Source organism: Kribbella sp. NPDC058245, assembly GCF_042882005.1.
In the GTDB taxonomy this organism is placed as follows: domain Bacteria; phylum Actinomycetota; class Actinomycetes; order Propionibacteriales; family Kribbellaceae; genus Kribbella.
This window is the reverse complement of the sequence record NZ_JBHVWY010000007.1, coordinates 160505-183446: the sequence shown is the minus strand read 5'-3', so window position 1 is coordinate 183446 and position 22942 is coordinate 160505. Positions and strand designations below refer to the sequence as shown.

The following is a 22942-nucleotide window of genomic DNA, read 5'->3' as shown; positions in this document are numbered from 1 at the left end:
CAACGGCTCGCCCCGGACCCCCCCCCCCTAACCTCCTGGGGGCGGGCAACCCCCCCCCCCCCCCCCAGGGTGACACCTATCCGACACACGATGGTGATTGTGCTCCGGTACGGCGCGAGAGCAAGCTGGTGAACGTTCCGCCCCTACTGAAGGGGAAGCCTGGATGACCACCGCGCACATCGACGTCACCGACCACGAGCACCTGCCGGACGACGGCTGCGAGACCGTCGAACACGAGGACCACGTCGACCACGTACACGGCGACGAACGGCACCCCGAGGCGCTGGTCCACGCCGGCCACGCCAGCACCCATTCCGCCAGCGACGGTTGCGAGACGGTGCAGCACGACGACCACGAGGACCATCTGCACGACGGTCACCGCCACTTCCAGCACGGCGACCACGTGCACGAACACTGACCTAGCTATTGAGCAACGCGGCCGCCAACCCGACCGCGTCGTCGCGCCCATAGGGGTCCGCGTCGTGCGCGTTCGCGATCAGCAGTAGGTGGATGGCGCGGTAGGTGTGGAGCAGCTCGGGGTCATAGCCGAAGCGGCGCACCACCGCCGCGTCGAACGCTGCCTCGATCTCCCGGATCTCCGGCGACCACAGCGGATACATCGTCCCGGCGCTCGCCGCGTCATACGCCGGATTGCGTGGTTCTCCGGCGTGGGTGGACCTGCACCACCGTCTAACTCTGGTCGGGGTGTGCGGTTCACGCTCAGTTGCACGTGCTTGGTGGGGTGAAACGAGGGTTACTCGGTGGTGGCGGTCCGGGTTCGCTTGAGTAAGCGACGTTCGGTGTCGGTTGTGCCGCCCCAGATGCCTGCGTCTTGGCCGGTCTCGAGGGCCCACTCCAGGCAGTCGGCCTGGACCGGGCAGCGGGCGCAGACGCGCTTGGCCGCCTCGGCCTGTCGGAGCGACGGGCCCGTCGTACCGATCGGGAAGAACAACTCCGGGTCCTCTTCCCGGCAGGCGGCGGCCAGGATCCAGCCGGCTGCCCGAACCCGCAGGTCCGTCTCGCTACTCATCGCGGTCTCCTCCATCGCTCCTGAAGGTAAGACCACAACCACACGCAGCCTGTGACAACCGAGGCTCAGTTAGGTACCACCACTCGCTGACGACTCCGGCGCGCAATCAGTGCAAGGTGTACCCGCCATCGATCACGACGACCGACCCGGTCATGAAGCTCGACGCATCCGAAGCGAGGAACAGAACGGTCGGCGCGATCTCCTCCGGTACGGCGTACCGCTGCATCGGAGCATCATCGATCCAGCGCGCCTTGAACCGCGGCTCGTCCACCGGCGCCATCTCCGTCTTCGTGTAGCCCGGCGCCACCGCGTTCACCCGGATGTTCAGCGGAGCCCACTCCGCCGCCAGTGACTTGGTCAGCTGATGCACCGCGGCCTTCGACGCGTTGTACGCCGGCTGCCACTGCGGCCGGTTCACAATCTGCGCCGAGATCGACCCGACGTTCACGATCGTCCCGCCGCCAACCGTCCTGAAGTGCGATGCCGCTGACTGACTCAGCTTCCACAACCCACCGACGTTGGTCGCGAACACCTCGTCCCACTCCTCATCGGGTACCTCAAGCGCCGGCCGATGAAAGCAAGCGCCCGCGTTGTTCACCAAGATGTCGAACCGCCCGGTCGCCTCGACCGCGGCCGCAACCGCCGCCCGCCCTGACTCCCGATCATTCACATCAAGGCCGACACCCACCACAGTCCGCCCGGTCTCCCCCGCCAATACCTCAGCCGCGGCCTCCGAGGCCTCCCGATCGCGGGCCCCGATCACCACATCGGCCCCCGCCTCGGCCAGCCCCCGCGCGAACGCGAACCCCAGCCCCCGATACCCACCTGTCACCAACGCCGTTCGCCCAGCCAACGAGAACTTCTCCAAGATGCTCATCGCACCATTGTCGTCAGTCCATTGGCTGGGCGGACCGGCGTTGGCCGGGTCAGGCCTTGGCCTTGCGGGCTCGCGGCTTGCGAGCGGGCTGGTGATCGCCGTTGAGGGCAGGCTCGGCCGCGAACGGGATGAAGGGCATGGTCAGTGGGAGGGCCGCCAGGCGCATCAGCAGCAGGACGTTGTCGTCGCCTGCGGTCTTGTTGAGGCGCAGGCGACCACAGTTGGCGCACCGGTGAATGAGGACCCAGCGACCCTCGCCGCGGACCGTGACCGCGATCGGTTCCATCCCGCCGGCGCAGTCGGCCTTGCGATCCCCGGGCACATTGCGATCGAGGTGCCGCGACCACAGGCAACTCGGGCAATGATTGCGGTGGGTGGTGCCAGGGGCGTCGAGCGAAACCTCTACGCCGCAGTGTTCACAGCTGAACGAACGTGCGAATACCAAACCGAAGAACCTTTCAGAGCAAAGCAACTGGACAAGACAGACATCTGCTCTCCTCCTTCCGGTCCGCACCGGCCCACCCGGCGCACGTCACCCCAGCAAACCCTTGGCTCCCGTCAGCGTCAATTGATTAACGACGTCAGCTGACGCAGAGGCAGAAGGGGTGTCCGGCTGGGTCGAGGAAGACGCGGAACGTCGTACCGGGTTGGTGGTCGGGCTTGGTGGCTCCGATCTGCAGGACCTCGGCCTCGGCGACGTCGAGGTCTTGGACCATCACGTCGAGGTGCATCTGCTGCGGGGTGTCCTGGCCGGGCCAGGCCGGGGCCTTGAAGTCCTTGACGCCCTGGAAGCAGATGCAGTTGCTGCCGTCTTCCGGGCGGACCTCCGCCCAGTCCTCGTCGGCTTTGACCGTCCACCCGAGCAGCTCGCCGTAGAACCTCGCCAGCACCGCCGGGTTCGGACAATCCATCACAAAGCTGGGATACATCGCGATCGTCATGATCAGCACGCTACCCATCAATCCGGACGTTTTGCGTCCGGTTGGGTCACCGGGTTTCGGCGGCGTGCCCTACGAGCTGCTACTCGCAGGACACCGATACCAAGCTGCGCGACGTCGCCCAGGAGCTCATTGACACCCGCAACCTCCCGCACTGATCACGACCCTGTCCCGAGGGTGCATGAAGGGGCCCGCTCCTGGGCACCTGGGACATCCGATGACAGGTGAGATCAGCGGCCATCAAGTGGTTGATCTGGTGCAGACGGCGCCCTCCGGCCGCCCCCACGCCAGCTTGGTCTGCCTGCGCTGCGGTTCGCCGCTCGACCACCCGAGCCTGGGCGTCTGCCCGGCCGCCGGTCATCTCCACGGCCACGAACTCGTGAGCGACCCCGTCGACGGCCTCCTGTACTGCCGCCGGTGCCCACTGGTCGCCTACGACCTCGACGACGTCGCAACCGAACCCCTCTGCCCGATGCCGCTCGAAGTCATCTCTTGACCGCCGTCACCCGGCGCGGAGAGCGCTCTCTGGGGCGTTCCAGCTGGTCAGCAGGTGCTCGGCGAACAAGTTGTCCAGGGCAAGCGAACAGGCGGCCCCGAACAGGACCTCGCCGGTCGCGGCCGGATGCTCGCGGACGTAGCTGCCACAAAGGTCGTGAGCGGCGATCTGTTCGTGGACCGCGTCGGCCTCGACGTGTTCAGTGAAGTAGCGGGACTGGGCATCGGTCGCGCCGAGGCGAGCCGCGCCGGCGGCGTACTGGCGGTTGGGCAGTGTCGAGGTCATCTCGAGGGCCGCCAGGTGACCGAGCAGCGCCGGTGTCCAGCGCTGGTGCATCGCGAACAGCGACATCACGTTGGAGATCGCCAGCGTGACAGCCGGTACGGCGGGGAGATAGTGGCCGTAGGCATCATTCAGGCCGAGCCAGCGCATCGTGGTCCGGAACAGTTCGGCGTGCATGCGCTCGGCGCGACCGGCGCCGTACTCGTCGGACTGGATCTCGACCAGCGCGGCCTTCGCGGCACCGTCGAGCCGCGGGATGCCGAAGCTGTGCGGGTCGGCCTCCTTCAGCTGATAGACGGACCGGTTCAGCACGAACTCGCGGAACTGTTCCAGGGTCGCGTGTCGCCGTAAGTACGCCGACAGCTTCGGTCCGTTATCGCCGTCGACCAGCTCGCGGAGCTGTTCGGCGACCGGTGCATCCGTTGGCAGGACCCGGCAGTTCACCGCGAGCCAAGTGGTCCACGGGCGCTCCAGCTGGGCGCGGAAGGCAACGATCTCCGGATCCCACTGACCGTCAACGGCAGCGTCGTCGAAGCCTCGGTAGTGCAGCTCATACGCGATCCAGAGCGCGAGCTGGAGATCCTCGTCAGCCCAGGGTGTGGCGGAACTCCGGACCTCGATCGGTTCGGTGTCGCCTCCCGCGAGCCTGTCGGCCAGCCAGGCACTCAGTGGACCCCGCGGGGGTGGTACGTGCATGTAGCTCTCCTCGATCCATCGGACGCCCGCCCCCGGTACCCGGGCCAGAAACCGCTTGAGCCCTGGGTACCGGGGCGTCATGACGACGAACGCCGAGGATCCGGCCACCGTGATCCGCGCCTACCCCAACGGTCCCCTCTTGATCCGAGGCGACTTCGAACTCCTCGACGACAACGGTGAGCCGGTCGATACTGAACGCCGTACCGTCGCGCTCTGCCGCTGCGGGCGCTCCGCCCTCGCTCCCCTTTGTGACGGAACCCACTCGCTCCTGTCCCGCCGTACCGGCTGAAGTGTCATCAGCAGGACAACTGCTCCGAGGAGTGCGGCGACCGCGACCCAGACCGCGCCGACGTGCATGGCGTGGATGAACGCCTGGTCCGCAGCCTGAGCGAGGTTTGGTTGATGGATCGCGGTCGCGACGTGGCGAGCCTGTTCGGCCGAAACTCGCGCCTGGTCCTGCACCGGACCGGGTAGACCTGCGAGCGACGGCTCGATCGTGCGTTGGTAGACGATCGACATGATCGTGCCGCCGACCGCGATGCCGATCACGCTGCCGGTCTGCCGCACGGTGTTGGTGACGGCGGATCCGGCACCGGCCCGTTCCAGCGGCAGGTCACTGATGAGCGCGGCCGTGACGGGGCCGATCACCATGCCGATCGAGAGCCCCTGGACGAGCATCAGGATCTCGATCCAGACGAGCGGGGTCTGCAGACCGAGCAGCCCGTACCCGCCCATGGTCAGCGCAGCCACGGTCAACGCCGGTACGGCGACTGGGCGCAGCGACAGGCGGCGAACCAGACGCGAGCCGAGGGGTGCCCCCAGGAGCGCGCCGACCGCGGTCGGGATATTGGCCAGACCGGCCTGCATCGGCGAGAACCCGAGCGCGCCTTGCAGGTAGAACGCGTTGTAGAAGGTGATGGCGGCCACGGCGAAGAGCAGCAATCCGAGCGCCACGTTGCCGCCGCCGAACGTGCGCTGCGCGAGGAGTCGCGGATCGAAACTGGGCATTTTGATGCGCAGTTCGGCTCCGACGAAGACGGCCAGGAGAACCAGGCCGGCGACGATCGGCGCCCAGACATCCGTGCGGCTCCAATCGGCCACTTGCCCTGCCCGGATCAGCCCGTAGGCCAACGCCACGAGCCCGCTGATCGAGAGCAACATTCCAGCGGGGTCCAGGGGCCGCCGAGTGGGGCTGCGGAAATTCGGAACCAGTACGGCGAGCCCGACCAACGCCAGAGCCGCGACCGGGACATTGATCAAGAAGACCGAGCCCCACCAGAAATGATCGAGCAGGAATCCCGCCAGCACCGGTCCGGCCGCCATTCCGACCCCGGCCGACGTCGAGAAAATGCCGATCGCGGCAGCCCGCGCCGGGCCGGTGAAAGTCCACATGAGGATCGCCAGGTTGGCAGGCGTGATCAACGCGCTGCCCACCCCCATCGCAGCCCGAGCCGCAATCAGCTGGCCCGCATCGGTCGCGTACGCCGCCCACAGCGACGACCCGGCGAAGATCACCAAGCCGGCGTAGAACACCGTCCGGTGACCGAAGCGATCACCCAAGGCGCCCGCCGTGAACATCAACGTGGCGAACGCCAGCGTGTACGAACCGGTCGCCCACTGCAGCTGACCGGGATTGGCACCGAGCCCACGGACCGGGTCGGCGAGGGTCTCCAGCGTCGTACTGAGGACGGTGTTGTCGAGCCAGATCAGCAACGAACACACCATCAGAACGGACAGAATCAACTGCTGCCGGACTTTCGGCAGGGGTGCAAGCGAGGTCATGAACACCTTTGGATTCGATCAGCAAACATCCGACCGACGGGACCATAAGGAAATGTCCACGGCATTGTCAAGCGCCCTAAATCATTGCATTCAAGGGCTCACTATGCCCTTTAGTGGATTTGCGGATCAGGAAATTCCGTGCCCTTCCGACGGGCTTGCGAATGCACAGATTTCATGCCCTCGCACGCAACCGCCGGCGCCCATGGGCCCAGCCGATGACCAGCCCGACCGGCAGGAGAGCGATGAATGCGAAGTCCCGCAGACGCCAACCCGCCGCCTGCGGATCCCGAACCCGGGCCGGCTTCTGCGGGTCGACCTCGAGCATCAGCACGTCACCAGCCGCCGGTCGCTGATGAATGTCCTCCACCAGGACGCGCACCCCCTGGTACGGCGCCCCGAGCTCCGCGTTGAACGATTCGCCCTGCTGGTCGTAGTTCGTCCGGATCACCAGCGCGGGCACGGTCTCGGCACGGTCGTTCAGCGCCAGATCGTCGTACGCGAAAGCCATCGACAGACCCGACATCCCGACGATCCAGATCAGGCTCCACACCAACTGAAGCGTCGACCACCGGCCCGCCGGCGTGGCCATCACGAGCCGCTCGAGCCACGATCCATCCGTTGAAGAGCTGGGCACTGGGAGCCTCCCGGGGTCGACGAAGTCTGCTGCCGACCAGGCTTCCCGGCTCACCGTGTTACCGCTCTACCCCTACTATCCCCCCATCGCTCCCCCGCGTTACATCCGCGGTCACTCCTTCGCGTTGTCCACCAGCCGCCGATGCAGCTCCTCCGTCAGCGCGTGGATCTCGCGAGTCAGTTGGGTATTGGTCTTCAGCTCCAGTTCGGTCTCGTTGAAGTCATGGTCGGCCTTCTCCTGCTGAAACGCCGCCTGCCGGTTCTGCCCGATCATCACGAAGGTCGACAAGAAGATCGCCTCGAGCGACACGATCAACGTCAACGTCGGCCACGGACTCGACTCGATCAGCAACATCCAGACCGCGAACACCACGACATGCACATAGACGAACTGCATCGACCCGGCGAAGGCCGTGATCGCATCCGCGACCCGTACCTGCACGTTCGCAGCCCGCTGCGCCTCATGAGCCAGCACCACCGGATGATGCGGGCGAGCATTCGTCAACTCGGTCGTCACAGAACCTCCAAAACACCGCGGATGAGAACCACCTCTGAGGCGACGGTAGCGGTGCACGACCACCGACGACCTGTTCCTCCACCGCCTCAGGCTCCGCTAGGCGTCATCGAGAGCAACGCGCAGTACGACGCTCTGCTCGGTGAACCCGAGTCGGACACAGCCGCCCCACCTCGACGCGAAGACTGCGCTCACCGGACATCCCGCCAGACTATCCAGCGTGTGCCAAGAAGACCCGCTTACTGATCGTGCGTTGTACGCCGGGTTGTAACCTGCGCGTTTCCTTCGGTCACGCGGCTGAAACATGCGCTTCTTACCTTGAGAGCCCACGTCGGCCGCGCGAGGCGGGTGAGCCCCCATGTACGAGCACGTTGACCCGTTCATCGGGACCGGCGCCACTGAACTGCCCACGCCGAAAGGCCTGGCCGCGACGTGGTGGTGGCCCAAGCCGCAGGTCGGCAATACCCATCCGGGTGCCATGCACCCGTTCGGGATGGTGTCGGCCTGCCCGTACTCCGGGGCCTACCCGACCGGCTACGGGCTCTACAACTTCAACACCGAGGGCGTGCCCGACCTGTTGTACGACCGCCCGGTCGCGTCCGGCTTCACCCATTTCCAGCAGTCCGGAACCGGCGCGATCCGCAAGTACTACAACTACTTCCGCGTGACGCCGATGCTCGGCCCGCTCGATGACCTGGGTACGACGTGGGACCTGCTGGACGAGGTGGCCGAGCCCGGGTATTACGCGGCGACGCTGAGCTCGGGGATCCGCTGCGAGGTAACGGTCGGCCCGAAGTCCGCCGTACATCGCTATACCTTCCCGGCGAATGACGCGGCCCGGATTGTCATCGACGCCTCGACCGGCGGCCTGGCCATCCCGCACAGCCGGACGGTGCCGCTGAAGGCGCACCTGGCGATGCTGTCGCCGGGGGTGGCTCAGGGCGAGATCCACGTCGAGGGGGTGCCGCTGGCCGTCCACATGGAGGTCGACGCGCCCGGCTGGCGACAGCTGCTGTGGTACGACCGGCGCCTGATGCCCGGAGGCACCCGCCTCGACTTCGACTACATCCGACCGACCACGTTGCGGCCGTTCGGGCTGATGTTCATGGGCCAGTCGCGTGCCGAGCAGACCATCGAGGTGCGCCTGGGGTTCTCCCTGCGTGGCTGCGAGGCGGCTCGCGACAACCTGCACGCCGACGTCGGCCGAGCCCAGGCCACCTTCGCCGAGCGGTGCGAGCGCACGGCATCCACCTGGCGCGACCACCTCGGGACGATCGAGATCAAGGCCGAGTCCGACGACCAGGCAACAGTGTTCGGTACGGCGCTCTATCACTCGCTGGTCAAGCCGTGCTTCGCCCCCGACGAGAGCCCGTCGACGACCACCGAAGGCCCTTACGCGTTCGACATCTGCACCATGTGGGACATCTATCGCACCCAGTTGCCGTTGATGACCACGCTGTTCCCGCAGCGTTCGGTCGCGCTGGCCAACTCGTTGCTGTCGATCTGCGAGCAGGAGGGCAACCTGCCGATCGGCTACCGGATGGCGAAGGGCGCCGACCGGTTCTCCCGGCAGGGCAGCGCTCTCGCGCACACCTTCCTCGCCGACCTGTGCCAACTGGACCTGCCCGGTATCGACTGGGACTGGGCGATGGTGCACCTGGAGATGGACCTGCGCCGGACGTACGGCGAGGACTACATCGTGCACGGTGTCGCACACCCGATCAGCCACACGCTCGACCTGGCGTACGCCTACCACTGCACCGCCGCGATCGCGCGCAAGCTGCGTGACCGGCCGCTGGCTCAGCAGATGCGCGACCACGCTCAGGGCTGGCGGGCGGCGTACGACCCGAACACCGGTCTGCTACGCGACTCGACGTTCTACGAGGGCGGCCGGTGGAACTACTCGTTCCGGCTGCTCCACGACATGCGCGCCCGGATCGCGCTCGCCGGCGGCGACGAAGCGTTTGTGGGGCTGCTCGACAAGTTCTTCGGGTACGACGCCGTACCGGTGAACCAGCCGGGTGTGAGGCCGAGCGTGACCGAGATGGCCGCCGGGTACGACCTGTGCCGGTTCGAGGGATTGAACAACGAACCGGACTACGAGGCGCCGTGGTCCTATCACTACGCGGGCCGGCCCGACCGGACCGCCGAGGTGGTGCATGCGGCGATCGCCAACCAGTTCGGCACCGGCCGCGGCGGATTGCCGGGCAACGACGACTCCGGCGGACTGTCCGCTTGGTACGTGTGGGCAACACTCGGGCTGTTCCCGGTCGCCGGTCAGAACCTGTTCCTGGTGAGTGCACCGGCCGTGGCGGAGTCCGTGACCCACCTGCCGGACGGCGACCTGTCGATCACCACCTCAGGATTCGAACCGGTCGAGGCCGGCGGACCGGTCTCCTACGTCCAATCCATCGCGGTGAACGGCAAGACCCTCGAACGCCCCTGGATCTCCGGCCGCGAACTGCGGCATATCCGCAACCTGCACATCGAACTCGGCCCCAAGCCCTCGGGCTGGGGCACCCACGTCAGACCACCGTCCACATCCGATCGGCTGCACACCACTGGAGGTGAGGCATGAACATCCCAACGAAACCCAACCGCCGTCTGGTTCTTGTTGTCCGCGCAGACCCGGTGATCTGCGGACATTCGGGCGAGGCACGATGCCTCGCCGAGGTAGCCCTCACCCGCGGCTTCGACGACGTCCGGATCGTCACGTGGCCGCTCAATGCGCTCGAGGCGGCCGGACTCCCACTGAAGCCTCTCGACGGCGTACTGCCCTACAGCCCCGGTATCACCGTGGAGCGCCCCGACCCCGTCGGCGACTACCGAGTCCCGGACGGCCGTTACTTGTCCGGCCTCATCGGGCGGTTGATCGAGCTGTTCAGTGACGGCGTACCGACGGTAGCGATGTCGCTCTACCTCAGCCCGCACGCAATCGCCGTACAGGAGGCCGTTCAGGTCGCGCGCCAGATCGGGCCGGCTCGCGTCACCACGATCGTCGAGGCGGTCGGCTCCGACATCACCAACGTGGTCCGCGAGTGCGTCAACACCGGCCGCTTCGGCGCAGCCGCACACATCCTGTCGGTCTATCTCGCAGCCGACCACTGCGTCGCGGTGTCGGAGTACACCAAGGACCTGATCGTGGCCTCGGCAGCAACGCTCGACGCCATGCACGGTACGACGTTCGCGCAGCGGTGCCGCGAGCGCATCACCATCTCGTACCCCGCCGTCGACTCCTGGGCGTACCTCTCACTCACCGAGGACACGATCGCCGAAGCTCTCACCCGCCGCGGCCTCACCCGAGACGGCTACATCCTCTTCCTGTCGCGCATCGCCTCGGCCAAGGGCGTCGACGACCTGATCGACGCCTATGTCGGCTCCCGCTCAGCCTCGCGCGTCCAACTAGTCCTCGCTGGCCGCGGCCCCCAAGAAGCCGAGGTGCTGGCAAGGGTGACGGCATCGGGCCTGGCCGACCGAGTGCACATCCTGAACGACGTGGACGACGCCGAGAAGCCGGCCCTGATGGCGGGAAGCGCAGCCTTCGTCCTGCCGACCCGCGAGCAGCCCGAGTTCGTCGAGACCTTCGGCATCGCCCTTGTAGAGAAGGCACTCGCCGGCGGCGGGCCCATCATCACCTGCGCCACCGGCGGCGTCCCCGAAGCAGTCGGTGACACGGCCCAACTAGTCCCCCAACGCGATCCCGCCACCCTCCGCACCGTCATGGACGAGGTGGTCTGCGACTGGACCCCCGAGCAGCGATCAGAAGCCGAACAACGCGCCCGGGCTCACGCCCTCCAGTTCGACCGCGCCAACGTCTTCGACCGCCTCTTCGCCCTGGCCCAGCCCGCCGCCGTCCCCGTCGCCTGACCGCTCGGGTCCGCGCGCGGTTCAGCGCGCGGACTCGGGTCCGGGGGCGTCTGAGAGCGGCGGTACGACGAGGACCGGGTCGGCGCCGCCTTGGTCGAGCCGGAACGGCGGGTACTCGTCGGTCATCAACGCCGCATACCCCGCGACTCGGAGCGCCCAGCGGTTCATGCCAAGGATCAGGTCGTACAGCGGTCGCGGATAGGCGCCGGTGAACGCGAGGATGACGGCGGCGATGATGACCAGGATGCCGACCAGGCCACCGCTACTGCCCAGATTCCATTGCCAGTTGTCCGATCGGTCGGCCGCCCACGCTCCCCCGCCGACGAACACGCCGACGACGATGTAGTGCGGGATCGCGAGCAGCCACCACTTCACCAGCACGAGTCCCCGGGACAGCTGCTCGGGATAGTCGACCGTCAGATGCGCGGGGTAGTCCTCGACCTCGGCCAGCGTGAACGGCGGGTACTGGTCGGTGCCCAATGCCCCGTAGGCGTAATACGTCACTCGCCACGACCAACGCAGTACGCCGACGTTGTAGTTGAAGATCCCCCGCGGATAACGGCCGGTGAACAGGATCGCGAAGAACGCCACCACCGAGCTGATCATGAAGCCCAGCCACAAGAACAGCAGTACGACGTAGTGCGGGATCACCAGCACCCACTTGACCAACCAGAGCCATCTGGACGATTGCGGATCCGCCGCCGCATTCACATGCACCGGGTACACCAGGGACGTTGTCATCAGACCTGTCTCCCATTGGGTTGTTCATTGACCCGGTTGCGGACCCCTCCAGCACCGCAACCGGGCTACCGGGAGCAGCCGTCGCCTGCGGCGATGGACAGCTGAGGATCTGCCACCGTCGCGGTTGCCTGCCTCTCCCGGTCACCTCCATCACACGCGAATCCGTCGGGCCGTTGCAGGGCCAGAGGTCCCGACTTCCGCGGTCGAAGGGACCTCTTGAAAGGTCGCCTTGTCAGTAGTGGAGGTGCTTGAGGAGGCTTCCGCCCGCCGCACTTTGCGCCGTGCCTGTGCGGCGGACGGAAGCCGGCTTGAACGCGCCGTCGAACTACGCGTTACAACTCGGGCGGCACCTCGTGGTCCGCGGCGCGCTGGTCCAGTTCGCGGCGCAGTCGGTGCCGGTAGATCTGCAGACGGATGTCGAGGACTGCGGCTTCGCCCGCCGGTCGCCGGCTCTGACCGGCGATCGTGTCGATCACGCCCAAAGCAGCCGTGAGTTCTTCGGCCCGCCAGACGTCGAGGCGCTCCGAGTACCCGAGCCGATCCAGGTATGAGGACTCCATCGTGGCGTCCTCATCCTCAATCATGGCCGGGACCAAGCGGAGCGGGACACGCCCACAGCCCCACAGTGACTCATCGCAAAAGGCACAGAGCCCTCCCCGGGCGTCGTCGTTCTTTCGGCGCCGGGGTCCGGGGCAAGCCGCGATAGGGGTAGAACCGTACGCCGGAACTGCCCTCCGCACCAGGTGTAACGATCAAAGATGTCACTGCAATCATCGACGATGTTGCTCTGCGCAACAATCGGTACGTCGGTCAGGCGGTGTCGGCGCGGAACGCCTCGACGGCGGTGGGAAGGGTGTAGAAGACGCGCCCGGGACCGATCCGGTCGAGGAAGCCGGTGCTCTCCAGGTGGATGCGGAGGTCTTGTTTGACCCGCGCGAGGGCCAGGACGATGCCGCGGCTCGCGAGTTCTTCGCGGAGCGCGTCGAGGGCATCGACGGCGGTGATGTCGATCTCGACGTTGGCCTCGGTGTTCAGCAGCAGCCAGCGCACGGGCGTGGTGGACTCGTCGACGGCGGCGAGGGCGCGGTGGCGGAAGTCTTCGGCGTTGGCAAAGAAGAGTGGTGCGTCGTAGCGGTAGACGACCAGCCCCGGGACCGGCCGGGCATCGGGATAGTCGTCGATGTCGTGCATGCCTGCGATGCCGGGGACGTAGCCGAGGATGCCGTCGTGCGGACGGGCGACCCGGCGCAGTACATCGAGCACCGACAGCGCGACTGCCACCAGAACGCCGTACAGGACGTCCAAGGCCACAACGCCGGCGGCCGTCGCCAGCGCGAGGATGAACTCGCTGCGGCGGAACCGCGCGATGCGCCTGAACTCCGGCAACTCGATCAGCCGGATCGCGGCGTACACGACGAGGGCGCCCAGCGCAGGGATCGGAAAGGTCGACAGCAATGGCCCGGCGAACAGCAGCGTTGCCACGATGACGGCCGCCGCGACCAACGAGTACACCTGGCTCTTCGCACCACCTGCCTCAGCCAGCGCGGTGCGGCTGCCGCTGCTGCTGATCGGGAAGCCGCGCACCAGACCAACCGACACGTTGGCCAGACCGAGCACCAGCAACTCCCGATCCGGATCGACCTGCTCCTTCCCACGACTCGCGAAGGCGCGGCCGGTGAGGACAGTGTCGGTGTAGCCGACCAATGCGACGCCGAGGGCCGGCAGGGCCAGCACGCCAAGGTCGCCGATCGAGAACTGCGGCAGGTGCGGAACGGGAAGCCCGCTCGGAACACTGCCGACCAGCGTCACTCCCCGACTGGTGAGATCTCCAAGCCACGTCACCAGAGCGGCCAACGCCACGACGATCAACGGTCCAGGCAGACGCGGCGTCCAGCGCGCCATCCCCAGGAGCAGAACCAACGCGACCATCGACAGCACCACCGGCGCCGGTCGCCACTCACTGATCAGCCGGACCGCCGAGACCACCTCTGTCACGGGCGAGTCACCGTGCACCGGCGCACCCGTCAGACGACCGAGCTGCCCACTCATCATGATGATCGCGATCCCGGCCAGGTATCCGACCAGCACCGGCTTCGAGAGCAGATTCGCCAGAAAGCCCAAGCGGGCAAGCCATCCCGCCACGCAGACCACTCCGACCAGAAGCGCCAGTACGGCGGCCAGTACGGCGTACCGGGCCGGATCGCCAGCGGCCAGCGGCCCGATCGCCGTCGCGGTCATCAGCGCCGTCGTCGACTCCGGCCCGAGCGACAGCAGCCGCGACGAACCGAGCAGGAAGTAGAGGAGCAACGGCCCAAGAGCGGCCCACAGGCCGGCCACCGCGGGCAACCCGGCCAACTGTGCGTACGCCATCACCTGCGGCACGAAGTAGGCAGCCACCGTGACCCCGGCGACGACATCGGCACGCAGCCACTGCCTCCGATAGCTCCGGAGCGCGCTCAGGCCGGGAATCGACCACGCCCGATCAGCCATCGGCTGCCCTCCCCCTTCGCAGGTTTACCACCCGCTCATAGTCTCCCCGAGGGAAGGACTTTCGGCCCTACTGCGGCATCGGCACGCCGCGCGATGGTTGCTGTGTGACCTCCGACAGTGCACCGAGCATGACGAGCGCCGCACCGCGCTTCGATCACTCGCGACTGGAGGTTCTCAGTCCGTCGAGCTGCCTTGGCCTGTTGCGTTCCGTGCCACTGGGGCGCCTCGTGTACACCCACGGTGGTCTGCCCGCGATCCGTCTGGTCAACTTCGTCCTCGACGAGGACACCGTCGTGTTCAGCACCGGACAGGGCGACAAGTTCCGGGCCGCCGAACGCGGTGACGTGGTCGCCTTCGAGGCCGACGAGGTCGACCTCGAGATGCACACCGGCTGGACCGTGACAGCGATCGGCCATCTGTCGATCGTCACCGGCGAGGAAGCAACCGAGCTGCGGCAGGCGCTGCCGCTGCATTCCTGGCTCCCGATCGACGCGCCGCAGCTCGTCCGGCTCGGGATCGAGTCGATGCACGGCCGACGGCTGCTCCCCTGGGCCCAGCGCCCGCACCTCAATGGTTCCCAACAGCCGTGACTGTCCGTACGGTTGGGCCGTGGTCAACGCTTCGCATTCCGGACGTGGGACCTGGGACGAGGGGGCTCTTGAATACACGGGTCTCTCCCGGGTACGCCTCGATGCCCTGCTCCAGGAACTCCTCGGACGAGTCAACGAAATCATGGACCACCAGGACCGGCTCCGAGCGCTGCTCGACGCGGTCGTCGGCATCGGCGCGGACCTCGACCTGAACAGCACCCTCGACCGGATCGTCAGCGCCGCCTGTGAGCTGGCCGGTGCGCGGTACGGCGCTCTCGGCGTGGTCGGCCGCGACGGCAAACGACTGGTCAGGTTCATCACCCACGGCGTCACCGACGAGGAGATCGCCGCGATCGGTCCCTACCCCGAGGGCCACGGCATCCTCGGCCTGCTCATCGAACACCCGGAGCCGCTGCGCATGCACGATCTGGCCGAGCATCCGCGGTCGTACGGCTTCCCCTCGAACCACCCACCGATGAAGAGCTTCCTCGGCGTCCCGATCGGGACCCGCGAGCACGCCTACGGCAACCTGTACCTGACCGAGAAGACCGGCGGCGCCGACTTCACCGAGGACGACGAGCGCGCGGTGACCGCCCTCGCGGCCGCCGCCGGCGTGGTCATCGACAACGCCCGCCTGTACGCCGACACCGAGCGTCGCCGCCGTTGGCACGAAGTCACTGCCGAGATCACCCAGCTCATGCTCGGTGAGTTCGACCCCGAGCAGGTCCTGCAGCTCATCGCCGAACGGTCGCGCGAAGTCGCCGGCGCCCAGGCCGCCGCCGTCCTGCTGGCGGAAGGCGACCAGCTCGTCGTCGCCGCCGTCGATGGCCCGGCCGAGTTCCTGCACTATCTCGGCCACCGCATTCCCTTCGATCTACCGGTCATCGGCCGGGCCGCCGCAGGGAGCGAGCAGATCGTCCTCGACGACCTGGCCGACCTTCTCAAGGACACCGGCGGCCTCGTCGAGTTCCCCGAGGGTGCCGGGCTCGGGCGGACGACCATCGCACCGCTTCCACCCGGCACGACCGGCACCGGCGGTCTGCTTGTCGTCGCCGCGCCGCAGGGCGTCAACACCCGCGTCAGTGACGGCGCCGATCTGGTCCGGATGTTCGCAGGTCAGGCCACACTCGCCCTCGAGCGGGCCCAGGCACAGCGTGACCGCGGCATGCTGGCTGTTCTCGAGGACCGCGACCGGATCGCTCGCGACCTGCACGACCTGGTCATCCAGCGCCTGTTCGCCACCGGCCTCCAACTGCAAGGGATGCACCGGCTCGCCCGCCCTGAGCACCAGGACCGCCTCCGCCGCGCGGTCGACGACATCGACACGACGATTCGCGACCTGCGCGCGGCGATCTTCGAGCTGCAGCAGGGTCCCGAGGCACGGTCCTTGCGCGGCGATGTCCAGGCCCTGGTCGCCGAGTACGCCGAACCGCTCGGCTTCCGGGCGACGCTGATCTGCACCGGACCGATCGACACCATGGTTCCGGCCGTGGTCCGCCCGCAGATCCTCGCCACGATTCGAGAATCGCTGTCCAACATCGTCCGCCACGCAGAGGCCTCGAGTGTGACCGTCGAAGTCGCGGTCGAGGACGGCCACGTCATCACCCGCATCACCGACGACGGCATCGGCATCGGTGCCACGGCCCGGCGCAGCGGCCTGCACAACCTGGTCGAGCGGGCAGAGACCCTCGGCGGCACGGTCAGCATCACCGACCACGAGCCGCACGGCACCGTCATCGAGCTCAGGGCACCCACCGACTGACCAACGGCCCCCATCTTCGGGACTCTTGCCCGCAGCGCCACCCATCTCCTCCCGGCCAAGCTGAGACAGCAGAACCAGTGGGAGGAGTGCCCGATGACCTATCAGCTTCCGGACGAACACATCCAGGCTTTGCTCGAGGCCGCCATCGCGGCGCCGAGCATGCACAACACCCAACCGTGGCGGTTCGACGTCGAGGGCCACGTCATCGACATCTACCTCGACGGTTCCCGGACGTTACCGGCAGAAGACCCGACCGGCCGCGCGATGCGGATCGCGACCGGGGCGGCGACGTTCAACCTGCGCTGCGCGGCCGAGGCCCTCGGCTACGGCACCTGGTTCGGACTTGCGCCGTACCCCGAAGAGCCGGACCTGCTGGCCCGGATCGTCGTCGAGCCCGCCGGCCACCCGAACTCCGAACTCCGTGACCTCGCCGCCGAGATTCCCAAGCGTCATACCGACCGCAACCCGTCCGGAACGGCACCGGTGAACCAGCGCGTCCGCGTCGCTCTGATCCTCGCCGCGTACGCCGAGGGTGCCGAACTCAGCTGGCTCACGGACACCGACATCGACGCCGTACGGGACATGGTCCTCGATACCGATCTCCGTGAGATCCACGACTGGCACCGCAGCGCCGAGCGCGCGCATTGGGTCGGTGGCGCGCGCACCACAGACGGTGTGCCGAGCTCGGCGCTTGGACCGCGCTCTACCACCTATCCCGCGGTGGTCCGCGACCTCGCCACGAGCCCGGCCGACCGGATGCGCGGGGCGTCCGCCTTCGAAGGGCAACCGCAGCTCGCCATTCTGTCGACCAAACACGACGAGCCGTCCGACCAAGTCGCTGCCGGTGTCGCGCTCGAACGCATCCTGCTCACCGCGACCAGGGAAGACGTCAGCGCCTCGTTCCTCAATCAACCGCTCGAGTACGACGATCTGCGCCGCAAGGTCCAGCGCCTCACCGGAGAGCCGGGCCACGCCCACATGATCATCCGCTTCGGGCACGCCCACGCAGCCACCGGCACCGGTCGCCGTCCGGTCGCCGACTTCCTTCCCAGGGACCCTGAATAGCCGGGCCGTTCGGCACTGACGACGGCCTAGCCACACATGGTGTGCTGGAACCAACCAAGGGAGGTCCCATGTCCAGAACGGTCTTGGTCACCTACGCCAGCAAGATGGGTGCTACCGCCGAGATCGCGGCGGCGATCGGCGAGGAGCTCCGTGCTCACGGGCACGAGGTCGATGTCCGTGACGTCTCCGACGTCGACACGATCGAGCGGTACGACGCAGTCGTCCTCGGCAGCGCGATCTACATCCGCCGATGGCGCCGTACGGCGGTCCACTTCCTGCGGCAGCATCTCCACGAACTCCGGCAGCGGCAGGTCTGGCTCTTCCACAGCGGACCGGTCGGGCCTGACCAGGACGCCGAGCAGCCCATGCCCGGAAACGTCCGCCGCCTGGCGCACGCCATCGGCGCAACGCCCGCCGTCACCTTCGCCGGCCGCCTCGAACAGTCGACCGCGACCGGCTTCCTCGCCCGCCGGATGGCCCGCGGCGCCTTCGCCGGCGACTGCCGCGACTGGCCCAAGATCCGTGCCTGGGCCGGTGACGTCAGCGCAGCGATCGGCGCCACCCAACGCAGCCACTGGCACCGACCGCCCGCCACCCGCGCCACCAAGCACGCCCTTCGGCCCCCTGCCGGTCACTTCCTCGGCTGACCGGGGAGATCCACCGGTCAGTCGTCAACAGTTAGTAGGTCGGTACGACGAACTCGGCGCTGAGGGCGGTGCGGCGCTCCTGGACCTTCGCGTGCTCCTCCTCGGTCGGGTGGTGCGGCACGATCGCGACCGGGCTCGTCATCGCCGCCACCGAACGCCGCGCGACCGGGTCGATCGGCAGTGCGCCACTGTGCGCGCCCACCACGACCAGGCCGACTTCGGCACTCTCGCGGATCAGCGCCGCGGCCGGCTGACGGCTGCTCAGGAAGCGGGTCACCTTGACCGTCGGGAACCGGGCTGTCCACGGCGAGAGCGTCTCCGACAACACCTGGTCGGCCCGGCTGATCCACGCGTCGTCCGGGTCCTGTTCGGTCCAGGCCCGCTCGGCCGGGAGACCGGCATGGACCACGACCAGCTCGGCCTGCCGGGCCGCCGCCGCGGCGAACGCGAACTCGAGCGCCTCGGCGGACAATGGCGTACCGTCGATGCCGACAGCGATCTTGCGGTCGCTCAGGGACGGCTTCCAGGACATCGGGACCACGACCACCGGGCAGCCGGACCGGGCGGCCAGCATCAGATGCCCGTTCGTGTTCATCAGCCGCTGTGGCCCGCGGCTGCGCGACCGCCCGACCACGAGCATCCGCGCATCCTTCGCGGCATGGGCCAGAATCTTCGGCCGCGAGCCCTCACTGGTCACGGCCACCAGCTCGACGCCGTACCCATAGCGGTGCCTGATGTGGGCGACCGCGCGGCGCACCGCGTCGTCGGCCAGTTCACCCGTCGACTTCGGCGAGTACGCCGGCAGCATCGGCGAGTAGCTTCCCCGCACCGAGTACGGCGCCACCAGCGCCAGGTCCGCACCGGAACGCAGGGCCTCGTCGACGGCGTAGTCGACCACCCGCAGATTCTCGCCGCTCCCGTCGACCTCGACCACGATCGGGCCGGTCCGGTTCCAGGTGCTCATCTCTCTACCTCTTCTTCAGATTGCGGAACGACCTCCTACACCTTCAGACTCCGCTGGTCGCGTTGTCCGGGGCAGAGTCCAAGGTCCCGGGGCCGTGTTCCACCTGACCCGCGTCCGCCGGGCCGGTCTCGTGATGAATGACGACGTCGGCGATCGGCCGGCGCGGTGTCGGTGGGACGGGTGGGCCGTAGCCGAAGCGGAAGACGCCTTGCGGTCGCTGCCAGGGGCCGAGAGGGTCGTTGATCTGCCAACGAAGTTCGGCGTGCTCGATCACCTGGTTCAGCAACGAGGTCGCCAGGCCGTGCCGGGTAGCTTCGAGCAGTACGCGCTCCATGGCCTGCCCAGCCCGCAGCCACTCGATCGGGCCATCGAAACGCGTTGCCAGTACGGCGAGTTGCGGCTCGGCCTCGAACACCGCAGTCGATCGCAGGGAGTCGGGGGCAGATGCCGCCATGTCACGCACGACCGTGCCGGCACCGGCATTCCGCGGACCGAGCGCGCTGGACGGAACGCCGTCTACGCTCCGCTCGCCGCCGACCCAGCGCCGCCGTTCTTCGGTCCGCCGGCGGCTGTCGCCATCCACGGCCACCGCGTCCTTTGTTGCCATGTGCAACCACCAGCGCCGGCTCGGGCGATCGAGCCACTGCAGCTGGGCACTCTCCAGCCGCGCCGCGAGCTCGAGCTCGACCCGTGCCTGGTCGGGGATCCGCTCGTCGGTGAACGGCTGCCGATTGGTGCGCCGCAACGTCAGGTACGGCGACAGCGCGGCCAGCCCGTCTCGCTCGGGCTCCCCGAGTTCCACCAGCGCGACCAGGTCCGGGCGACCCTGGTCGACCAAATACCGGACCCGTGCCCCGTAGCCGCGCACGGCGGCACCCACCCGGAGATTGAAGATCGCCGCCCCGAGCGACACGAACAGCATCCGCCGCTTGGGGTCCTCGGCCGGCAGCTCGCGGTTACGGTCGCGATGGACCTCGACCGCGAACCCGTCGAACCGGAACCGCCACGGCTGCGTGTTGTGCATCGACGGCGCCAGCACCGCGGCCAGCAGCATTGCTTCGCGATCCTCAGCGTCCGGCGCAGCTGCTGCCTTCATCAGGTGTCCGTCTCTCGGTTTCCGGCCACCGGACAGGACGTCCAGCGCCAGTCGCGGACCTCGGGCAGGTCCTCGCCGTGCTCGATGATGTAGGCGTGATGCCGGGCCCGTTGGTCGGTCAGCCATTGGCGGGTCGCCGCGGCGCGCGTACCGAGCCCTGGCACGCGGTCGATGACGTCGATCGCGAGGTGGAAGCGGTCGAGGTCGTTGCGGACAACCATGTCGAACGGCGTGGTCGTCGTACCTTCCTCCTTGTAACCCCGCACGTGGAGGTTGTCGTGGTTGTGCCGCCGGTAGGTCAGGCGGTGAATCAGCCACGGGTAGCCGTGGTACGCGAACACGACGGGCTTGTCCGTGGTGAACAATGCGTCGAACTCGGCATCACTGAGGCCATGCGGGTGCTCCGACGCAGGCTGTAGACGCATCAGGTCGACCACGTTGATGACGCGAATTCGTAGCGTCGGCAGGTGCTCCCGCAGCAGCGTCACGGCCGCGAGCGTCTCCAGGGTCGGCACGTCACCGGCACACGCGAGCACCACGTCCGGGTCGCCCTCGTCGTTGCTGGCGAAGTCCCACACACCGATCCCCCGGGCGCAGTGCAGGACCGCGGCCTCTGGCGCCAGCCAGTCCGCCTGCGGTTGCTTGCCTGCGACAACAACATTGATCAGGTGCCGGCTGCGCAGGCAGTGATCCGCCGTCGCCAGGAGCGTGTTGGTGTCCGGCGGCAGATACACCCGGACGACCTCGGCCTTCTTGTTCACCACGTGGTCGATGAAGCCGGGATCCTGGTGCGAGAAACCGTTGTGGTCCTGCTGCCAGACATGTGAGGTGAGCAGGTAGTTCAGTGACGGGATCTCCCGGCGCCAGCGCAGCTTGCGCGTGACCTTCAGCCACTTGGCATGCTGGTTGACCATCGAGTCGACCAGGTGCACGAAGGCCTCGTAGCACGAGAACCATCCGTGCCGGCCGGTCAGCAGGTAGCCCTCCAGCCAGCCCTGACACGTGTGTTCGCTGAGGATCTCCATCACCCGGCCACCGACCTCCAGGTGTTCGTCGGTCGGGAGTGTCTCGGCGTTCCAGGCCTTGCCGGTCACCTGGTACAGCGCGTCCAGCCGGTTCGACGCGGTCTCGTCCGGTCCGAAGACCCGGAAGTTCTGCTGCTTCTCGTTGAGGCGCATCACATCGGCCAGGTAGTTGCCGAGGACCCGCGTCGGCTCATGCATGCCCTCCCCCGGCACCGGAACCGGCACCGCGTACGCCGACAGTGGCGGCAGCTCGAGATCACGCGAATCCGCGCCGCCGTTGCTGTGCGGATTTGATCCCATCCGTCGGTCGCCGACCGGAACCTGATCGAGCAGGCGACCGATCGGGCTCCCCGACTCGTCGAACAACTCCTCCGGTCGATAGCTCCGCAGCCACTGCTCCAACAGCGCGAGGTGCTCCGGATTGGTTCGGACTCCCGACAGCGGGACCTGATGGGCCCGCCAGGTCCCCTCGACCAGTACGCCGTCGACCTCATGCGGTCCGGTCCAGCCCTTCGGCGTTCGCAGGACGATCATCGGCGACGGCCGACGTACCGGCGCGGAGCCTGAACGGGCTTCGGACTGAATGTCGGCGATCTCGCCGAGAACGGTGTCGAGGGTCGCAGCGAGCTGCTGGTGAACGTGCTCCGGGTCGTCGCCGTCCACGAGATACGGTCGATAGCCGTACCCCTCCAGCAACTTCGTGAGCTCCTCGTCCCCGATCCGCGCCAGCACGGCCGGGTTCGCGATCTTGTAACCGTTCAGGTGCAGGATCGGCAGCACGGCACCGTCGCTGGCCGGATCCACGAACTTGTTCGAGTGCCACGAAGCGGCCAGCGGTCCAGTCTCTGCCTCACCGTCGCCGATCACACAGGCGACCACGAGATCGGGATTGTCCAGTACGGCGCCGTACGCGTGGCTGAGCGAGTAGCCCAACTCACCACCCTCGTGGATGGAGCCGGGCAGTTCGGGCGCGACGTGGCTGGGGATGCCGCCGGGGAACGAGAACTGGCGGAACAAATGCTCCATTCCCGCGGCGTCTCGCGGCACATCCGGATAGGTCTCGCTGTAGCTGCCCTCCAGCCAGGTGTTGGCGGCGATGGCCGGTCCGCCGTGCCCGGGACCGATCACGTACATCAGGTTCAGGTCGCGCTGCCGGATGACGCGGTTCAGGTGGGCGTAGATCATGTTCAGGCCGGGCGTCGTACCCCAGTGGCCCAGCAGCCGGGGCTTCACGTCGGCCGGCTGCAGAGGCTGCCGGAGCAAGGGGTTCTTCATCAAGTAGATCTGTCCGACCGCCAGGTAGTTCGCGGCGCGCCAGTACGCGTCGAGCGCATCGAGTTCGTCGGTGGTCAGGGGTTTCTCCGTGATCTGATGCATGACTCCAGCCTCGATCCATCCCGCCGGCCGTCCCAGGGGCCGAGGTCCCGTCAAACCCCGGCGGAGGTCC

23 protein-coding genes and 1 pseudogene are annotated in these 22942 nt (G+C 67.7%); 9 read left to right on the top strand and 15 right to left on the bottom strand.

Annotated features, from left to right (window positions below):
• The first annotated feature begins 163 nt into the window (after positions 1-163).
• Positions 164-418, top strand: a complete 255-nt coding sequence (locus ACFVWG_RS18660; protein WP_391544547.1) for a hypothetical protein — start codon at positions 164-166, stop codon at positions 416-418.
• A gap of 1 nt (position 419) precedes the next feature.
• Here ACFVWG_RS18660 and ACFVWG_RS18655 read toward each other — a convergent pair whose 3' ends face one another.
• The 5 genes from ACFVWG_RS18655 to ACFVWG_RS18635 form a co-directional block, all read right to left on the bottom strand.
• Positions 420-620 (bottom strand): hypothetical protein, encoded by a 201-nt coding sequence (locus ACFVWG_RS18655; RefSeq protein WP_391544546.1) that lies wholly within the window; start codon positions 618-620, stop codon positions 420-422.
• Between the two features lie 134 nt (positions 621-754).
• Positions 755-1030, bottom strand: a complete 276-nt coding sequence (locus ACFVWG_RS18650; protein WP_391544545.1) for a WhiB family transcriptional regulator — start codon at positions 1028-1030, stop codon at positions 755-757.
• A 106-nt stretch (positions 1031-1136) separates the two neighbouring features.
• Positions 1137-1907: an SDR family NAD(P)-dependent oxidoreductase gene (locus tag ACFVWG_RS18645; protein ID WP_391544544.1), complete on the bottom strand. Its 771-nt coding sequence runs from the start codon at positions 1905-1907 to the stop codon at positions 1137-1139.
• A 49-nt stretch (positions 1908-1956) separates the two neighbouring features.
• Positions 1957-2421, bottom strand: a complete 465-nt coding sequence (locus ACFVWG_RS18640; RefSeq protein WP_391544543.1) for an RNHCP domain-containing protein — start codon at positions 2419-2421, stop codon at positions 1957-1959.
• A gap of 67 nt (positions 2422-2488) precedes the next feature.
• A complete protein-coding gene (locus ACFVWG_RS18635) occupies positions 2489-2848 on the bottom strand; it encodes a VOC family protein (RefSeq protein ID WP_391544542.1) in 360 nt (119 codons plus the stop codon).
• A gap of 214 nt (positions 2849-3062) precedes the next feature.
• Here ACFVWG_RS18635 and ACFVWG_RS18630 point away from each other — a divergent pair, with 214 nt between their 5' ends.
• Positions 3063-3341 carry a hypothetical protein gene (locus tag ACFVWG_RS18630; RefSeq protein WP_391544541.1) on the top strand — a complete coding sequence of 93 codons (279 nt, stop codon included), beginning with the start codon at positions 3063-3065 and terminating at the stop codon, positions 3339-3341.
• 6 nt (positions 3342-3347) lie between these two features.
• Here ACFVWG_RS18630 and ACFVWG_RS18625 read toward each other — a convergent pair whose 3' ends face one another.
• Positions 3348-4319 (bottom strand): iron-containing redox enzyme family protein, encoded by a 972-nt coding sequence (locus ACFVWG_RS18625; protein WP_391544540.1) that lies wholly within the window; start codon positions 4317-4319, stop codon positions 3348-3350.
• A gap of 79 nt (positions 4320-4398) precedes the next feature.
• On the opposite strand from ACFVWG_RS18625, the gene ACFVWG_RS18620 reads away from it, so the two are divergent.
• Positions 4399-4608, top strand: coding sequence for a CDGSH iron-sulfur domain-containing protein (locus ACFVWG_RS18620; protein ID WP_391544539.1), 210 nt, complete (start codon positions 4399-4401; stop codon positions 4606-4608).
• Between the two features lie 263 nt (positions 4609-4871).
• Here ACFVWG_RS18620 and ACFVWG_RS18615 read toward each other — a convergent pair.
• The 3 genes and pseudogenes from ACFVWG_RS18615 to ACFVWG_RS18605 all read right to left on the bottom strand — a co-directional run.
• Positions 4872-6044 (bottom strand): annotated as a pseudogene (locus ACFVWG_RS18615) (MFS transporter); the annotation flags it as partial.
• Positions 6045-6273: 229 nt separating this feature from the next.
• Complete coding sequence (locus ACFVWG_RS18610; RefSeq protein ID WP_391544538.1) at positions 6274-6735, bottom strand: hypothetical protein; 462 nt, start codon at positions 6733-6735, stop codon at positions 6274-6276.
• 111 nt (positions 6736-6846) lie between these two features.
• On the bottom strand, positions 6847-7251 hold the full coding sequence (locus ACFVWG_RS18605; protein ID WP_391544537.1) for a DUF1003 domain-containing protein: 405 nt from the start codon (positions 7249-7251) through the stop codon (positions 6847-6849).
• Positions 7252-7606: 355 nt separating this feature from the next.
• Here ACFVWG_RS18605 and ACFVWG_RS18600 point away from each other — a divergent pair, with 355 nt between their 5' ends.
• Complete coding sequence (locus ACFVWG_RS18600) at positions 7607-9826, top strand: glycoside hydrolase domain-containing protein (protein WP_391544536.1); 2220 nt, start codon at positions 7607-7609, stop codon at positions 9824-9826.
• Positions 9823-11115 carry a glycosyltransferase gene (locus ACFVWG_RS18595; protein WP_391544535.1) on the top strand — a complete coding sequence of 431 codons (1293 nt, stop codon included), beginning with the start codon at positions 9823-9825 and terminating at the stop codon, positions 11113-11115. The genes ACFVWG_RS18600 and ACFVWG_RS18595 overlap by 4 nt, the downstream gene beginning before the upstream one ends.
• 21 nt (positions 11116-11136) lie before the next feature.
• Here ACFVWG_RS18595 and ACFVWG_RS18590 read toward each other — a convergent pair whose 3' ends face one another.
• The 3 genes from ACFVWG_RS18590 to ACFVWG_RS18580 all read right to left on the bottom strand — a co-directional run bounded on the left by ACFVWG_RS18590 (position 11137) and on the right by ACFVWG_RS18580 (position 14346).
• Complete coding sequence (locus ACFVWG_RS18590) at positions 11137-11856, bottom strand: DUF4389 domain-containing protein (RefSeq protein WP_391544534.1); 720 nt, start codon at positions 11854-11856, stop codon at positions 11137-11139.
• A gap of 332 nt (positions 11857-12188) precedes the next feature.
• Positions 12189-12440 (bottom strand): hypothetical protein, encoded by a 252-nt coding sequence (locus tag ACFVWG_RS18585; RefSeq protein ID WP_391544533.1) that lies wholly within the window; start codon positions 12438-12440, stop codon positions 12189-12191.
• 226 nt (positions 12441-12666) lie between these two features.
• A complete protein-coding gene (locus tag ACFVWG_RS18580; protein ID WP_391544532.1) occupies positions 12667-14346 on the bottom strand; it encodes a SulP family inorganic anion transporter in 1680 nt (559 codons plus the stop codon).
• Positions 14347-14450: 104 nt separating this feature from the next.
• Here ACFVWG_RS18580 and ACFVWG_RS18575 point away from each other — a divergent pair, with 104 nt between their 5' ends.
• From ACFVWG_RS18575 to ACFVWG_RS18560, 4 genes are all read left to right on the top strand, one after another.
• Positions 14451-14936: a pyridoxamine 5'-phosphate oxidase family protein gene (locus tag ACFVWG_RS18575; RefSeq protein ID WP_391544531.1), complete on the top strand. Its 486-nt coding sequence runs from the start codon at positions 14451-14453 to the stop codon at positions 14934-14936.
• A 19-nt stretch (positions 14937-14955) separates the two neighbouring features.
• The gene (locus ACFVWG_RS18570) at positions 14956-16698 is read left to right on the top strand and encodes a GAF domain-containing protein (protein ID WP_391544530.1); all 1743 of its coding nucleotides are present in this window, start codon (positions 14956-14958) and stop codon (positions 16696-16698) included.
• 93 nt (positions 16699-16791) lie between these two features.
• Complete coding sequence (locus tag ACFVWG_RS18565; protein ID WP_391544529.1) at positions 16792-17763, top strand: Acg family FMN-binding oxidoreductase; 972 nt, start codon at positions 16792-16794, stop codon at positions 17761-17763.
• A gap of 68 nt (positions 17764-17831) precedes the next feature.
• Complete coding sequence (locus tag ACFVWG_RS18560) at positions 17832-18410, top strand: flavodoxin domain-containing protein (RefSeq protein WP_391544528.1); 579 nt, start codon at positions 17832-17834, stop codon at positions 18408-18410.
• Between the two features lie 31 nt (positions 18411-18441).
• On the opposite strand, the gene ACFVWG_RS18555 is transcribed toward ACFVWG_RS18560, so the two are convergent.
• Genes ACFVWG_RS18555 through ACFVWG_RS18545 form a run of 3 tightly spaced genes read right to left on the bottom strand, consistent with a single transcriptional unit; the run spans position 18442 to position 22872 of the window.
• The gene (locus ACFVWG_RS18555) at positions 18442-19374 is read right to left on the bottom strand and encodes a universal stress protein (RefSeq protein WP_391544527.1); all 933 of its coding nucleotides are present in this window, start codon (positions 19372-19374) and stop codon (positions 18442-18444) included.
• A gap of 43 nt (positions 19375-19417) precedes the next feature.
• Positions 19418-20470 (bottom strand): Acg family FMN-binding oxidoreductase, encoded by a 1053-nt coding sequence (locus ACFVWG_RS18550; protein WP_391544526.1) that lies wholly within the window; start codon positions 20468-20470, stop codon positions 19418-19420.
• The gene (locus tag ACFVWG_RS18545) at positions 20470-22872 is read right to left on the bottom strand and encodes a phosphoketolase (protein ID WP_391544525.1); all 2403 of its coding nucleotides are present in this window, start codon (positions 22870-22872) and stop codon (positions 20470-20472) included. Before ACFVWG_RS18545 ends, ACFVWG_RS18550 begins: the two co-directional genes overlap by 1 nt.
• Positions 22873-22942 lie beyond the last annotated feature (70 nt).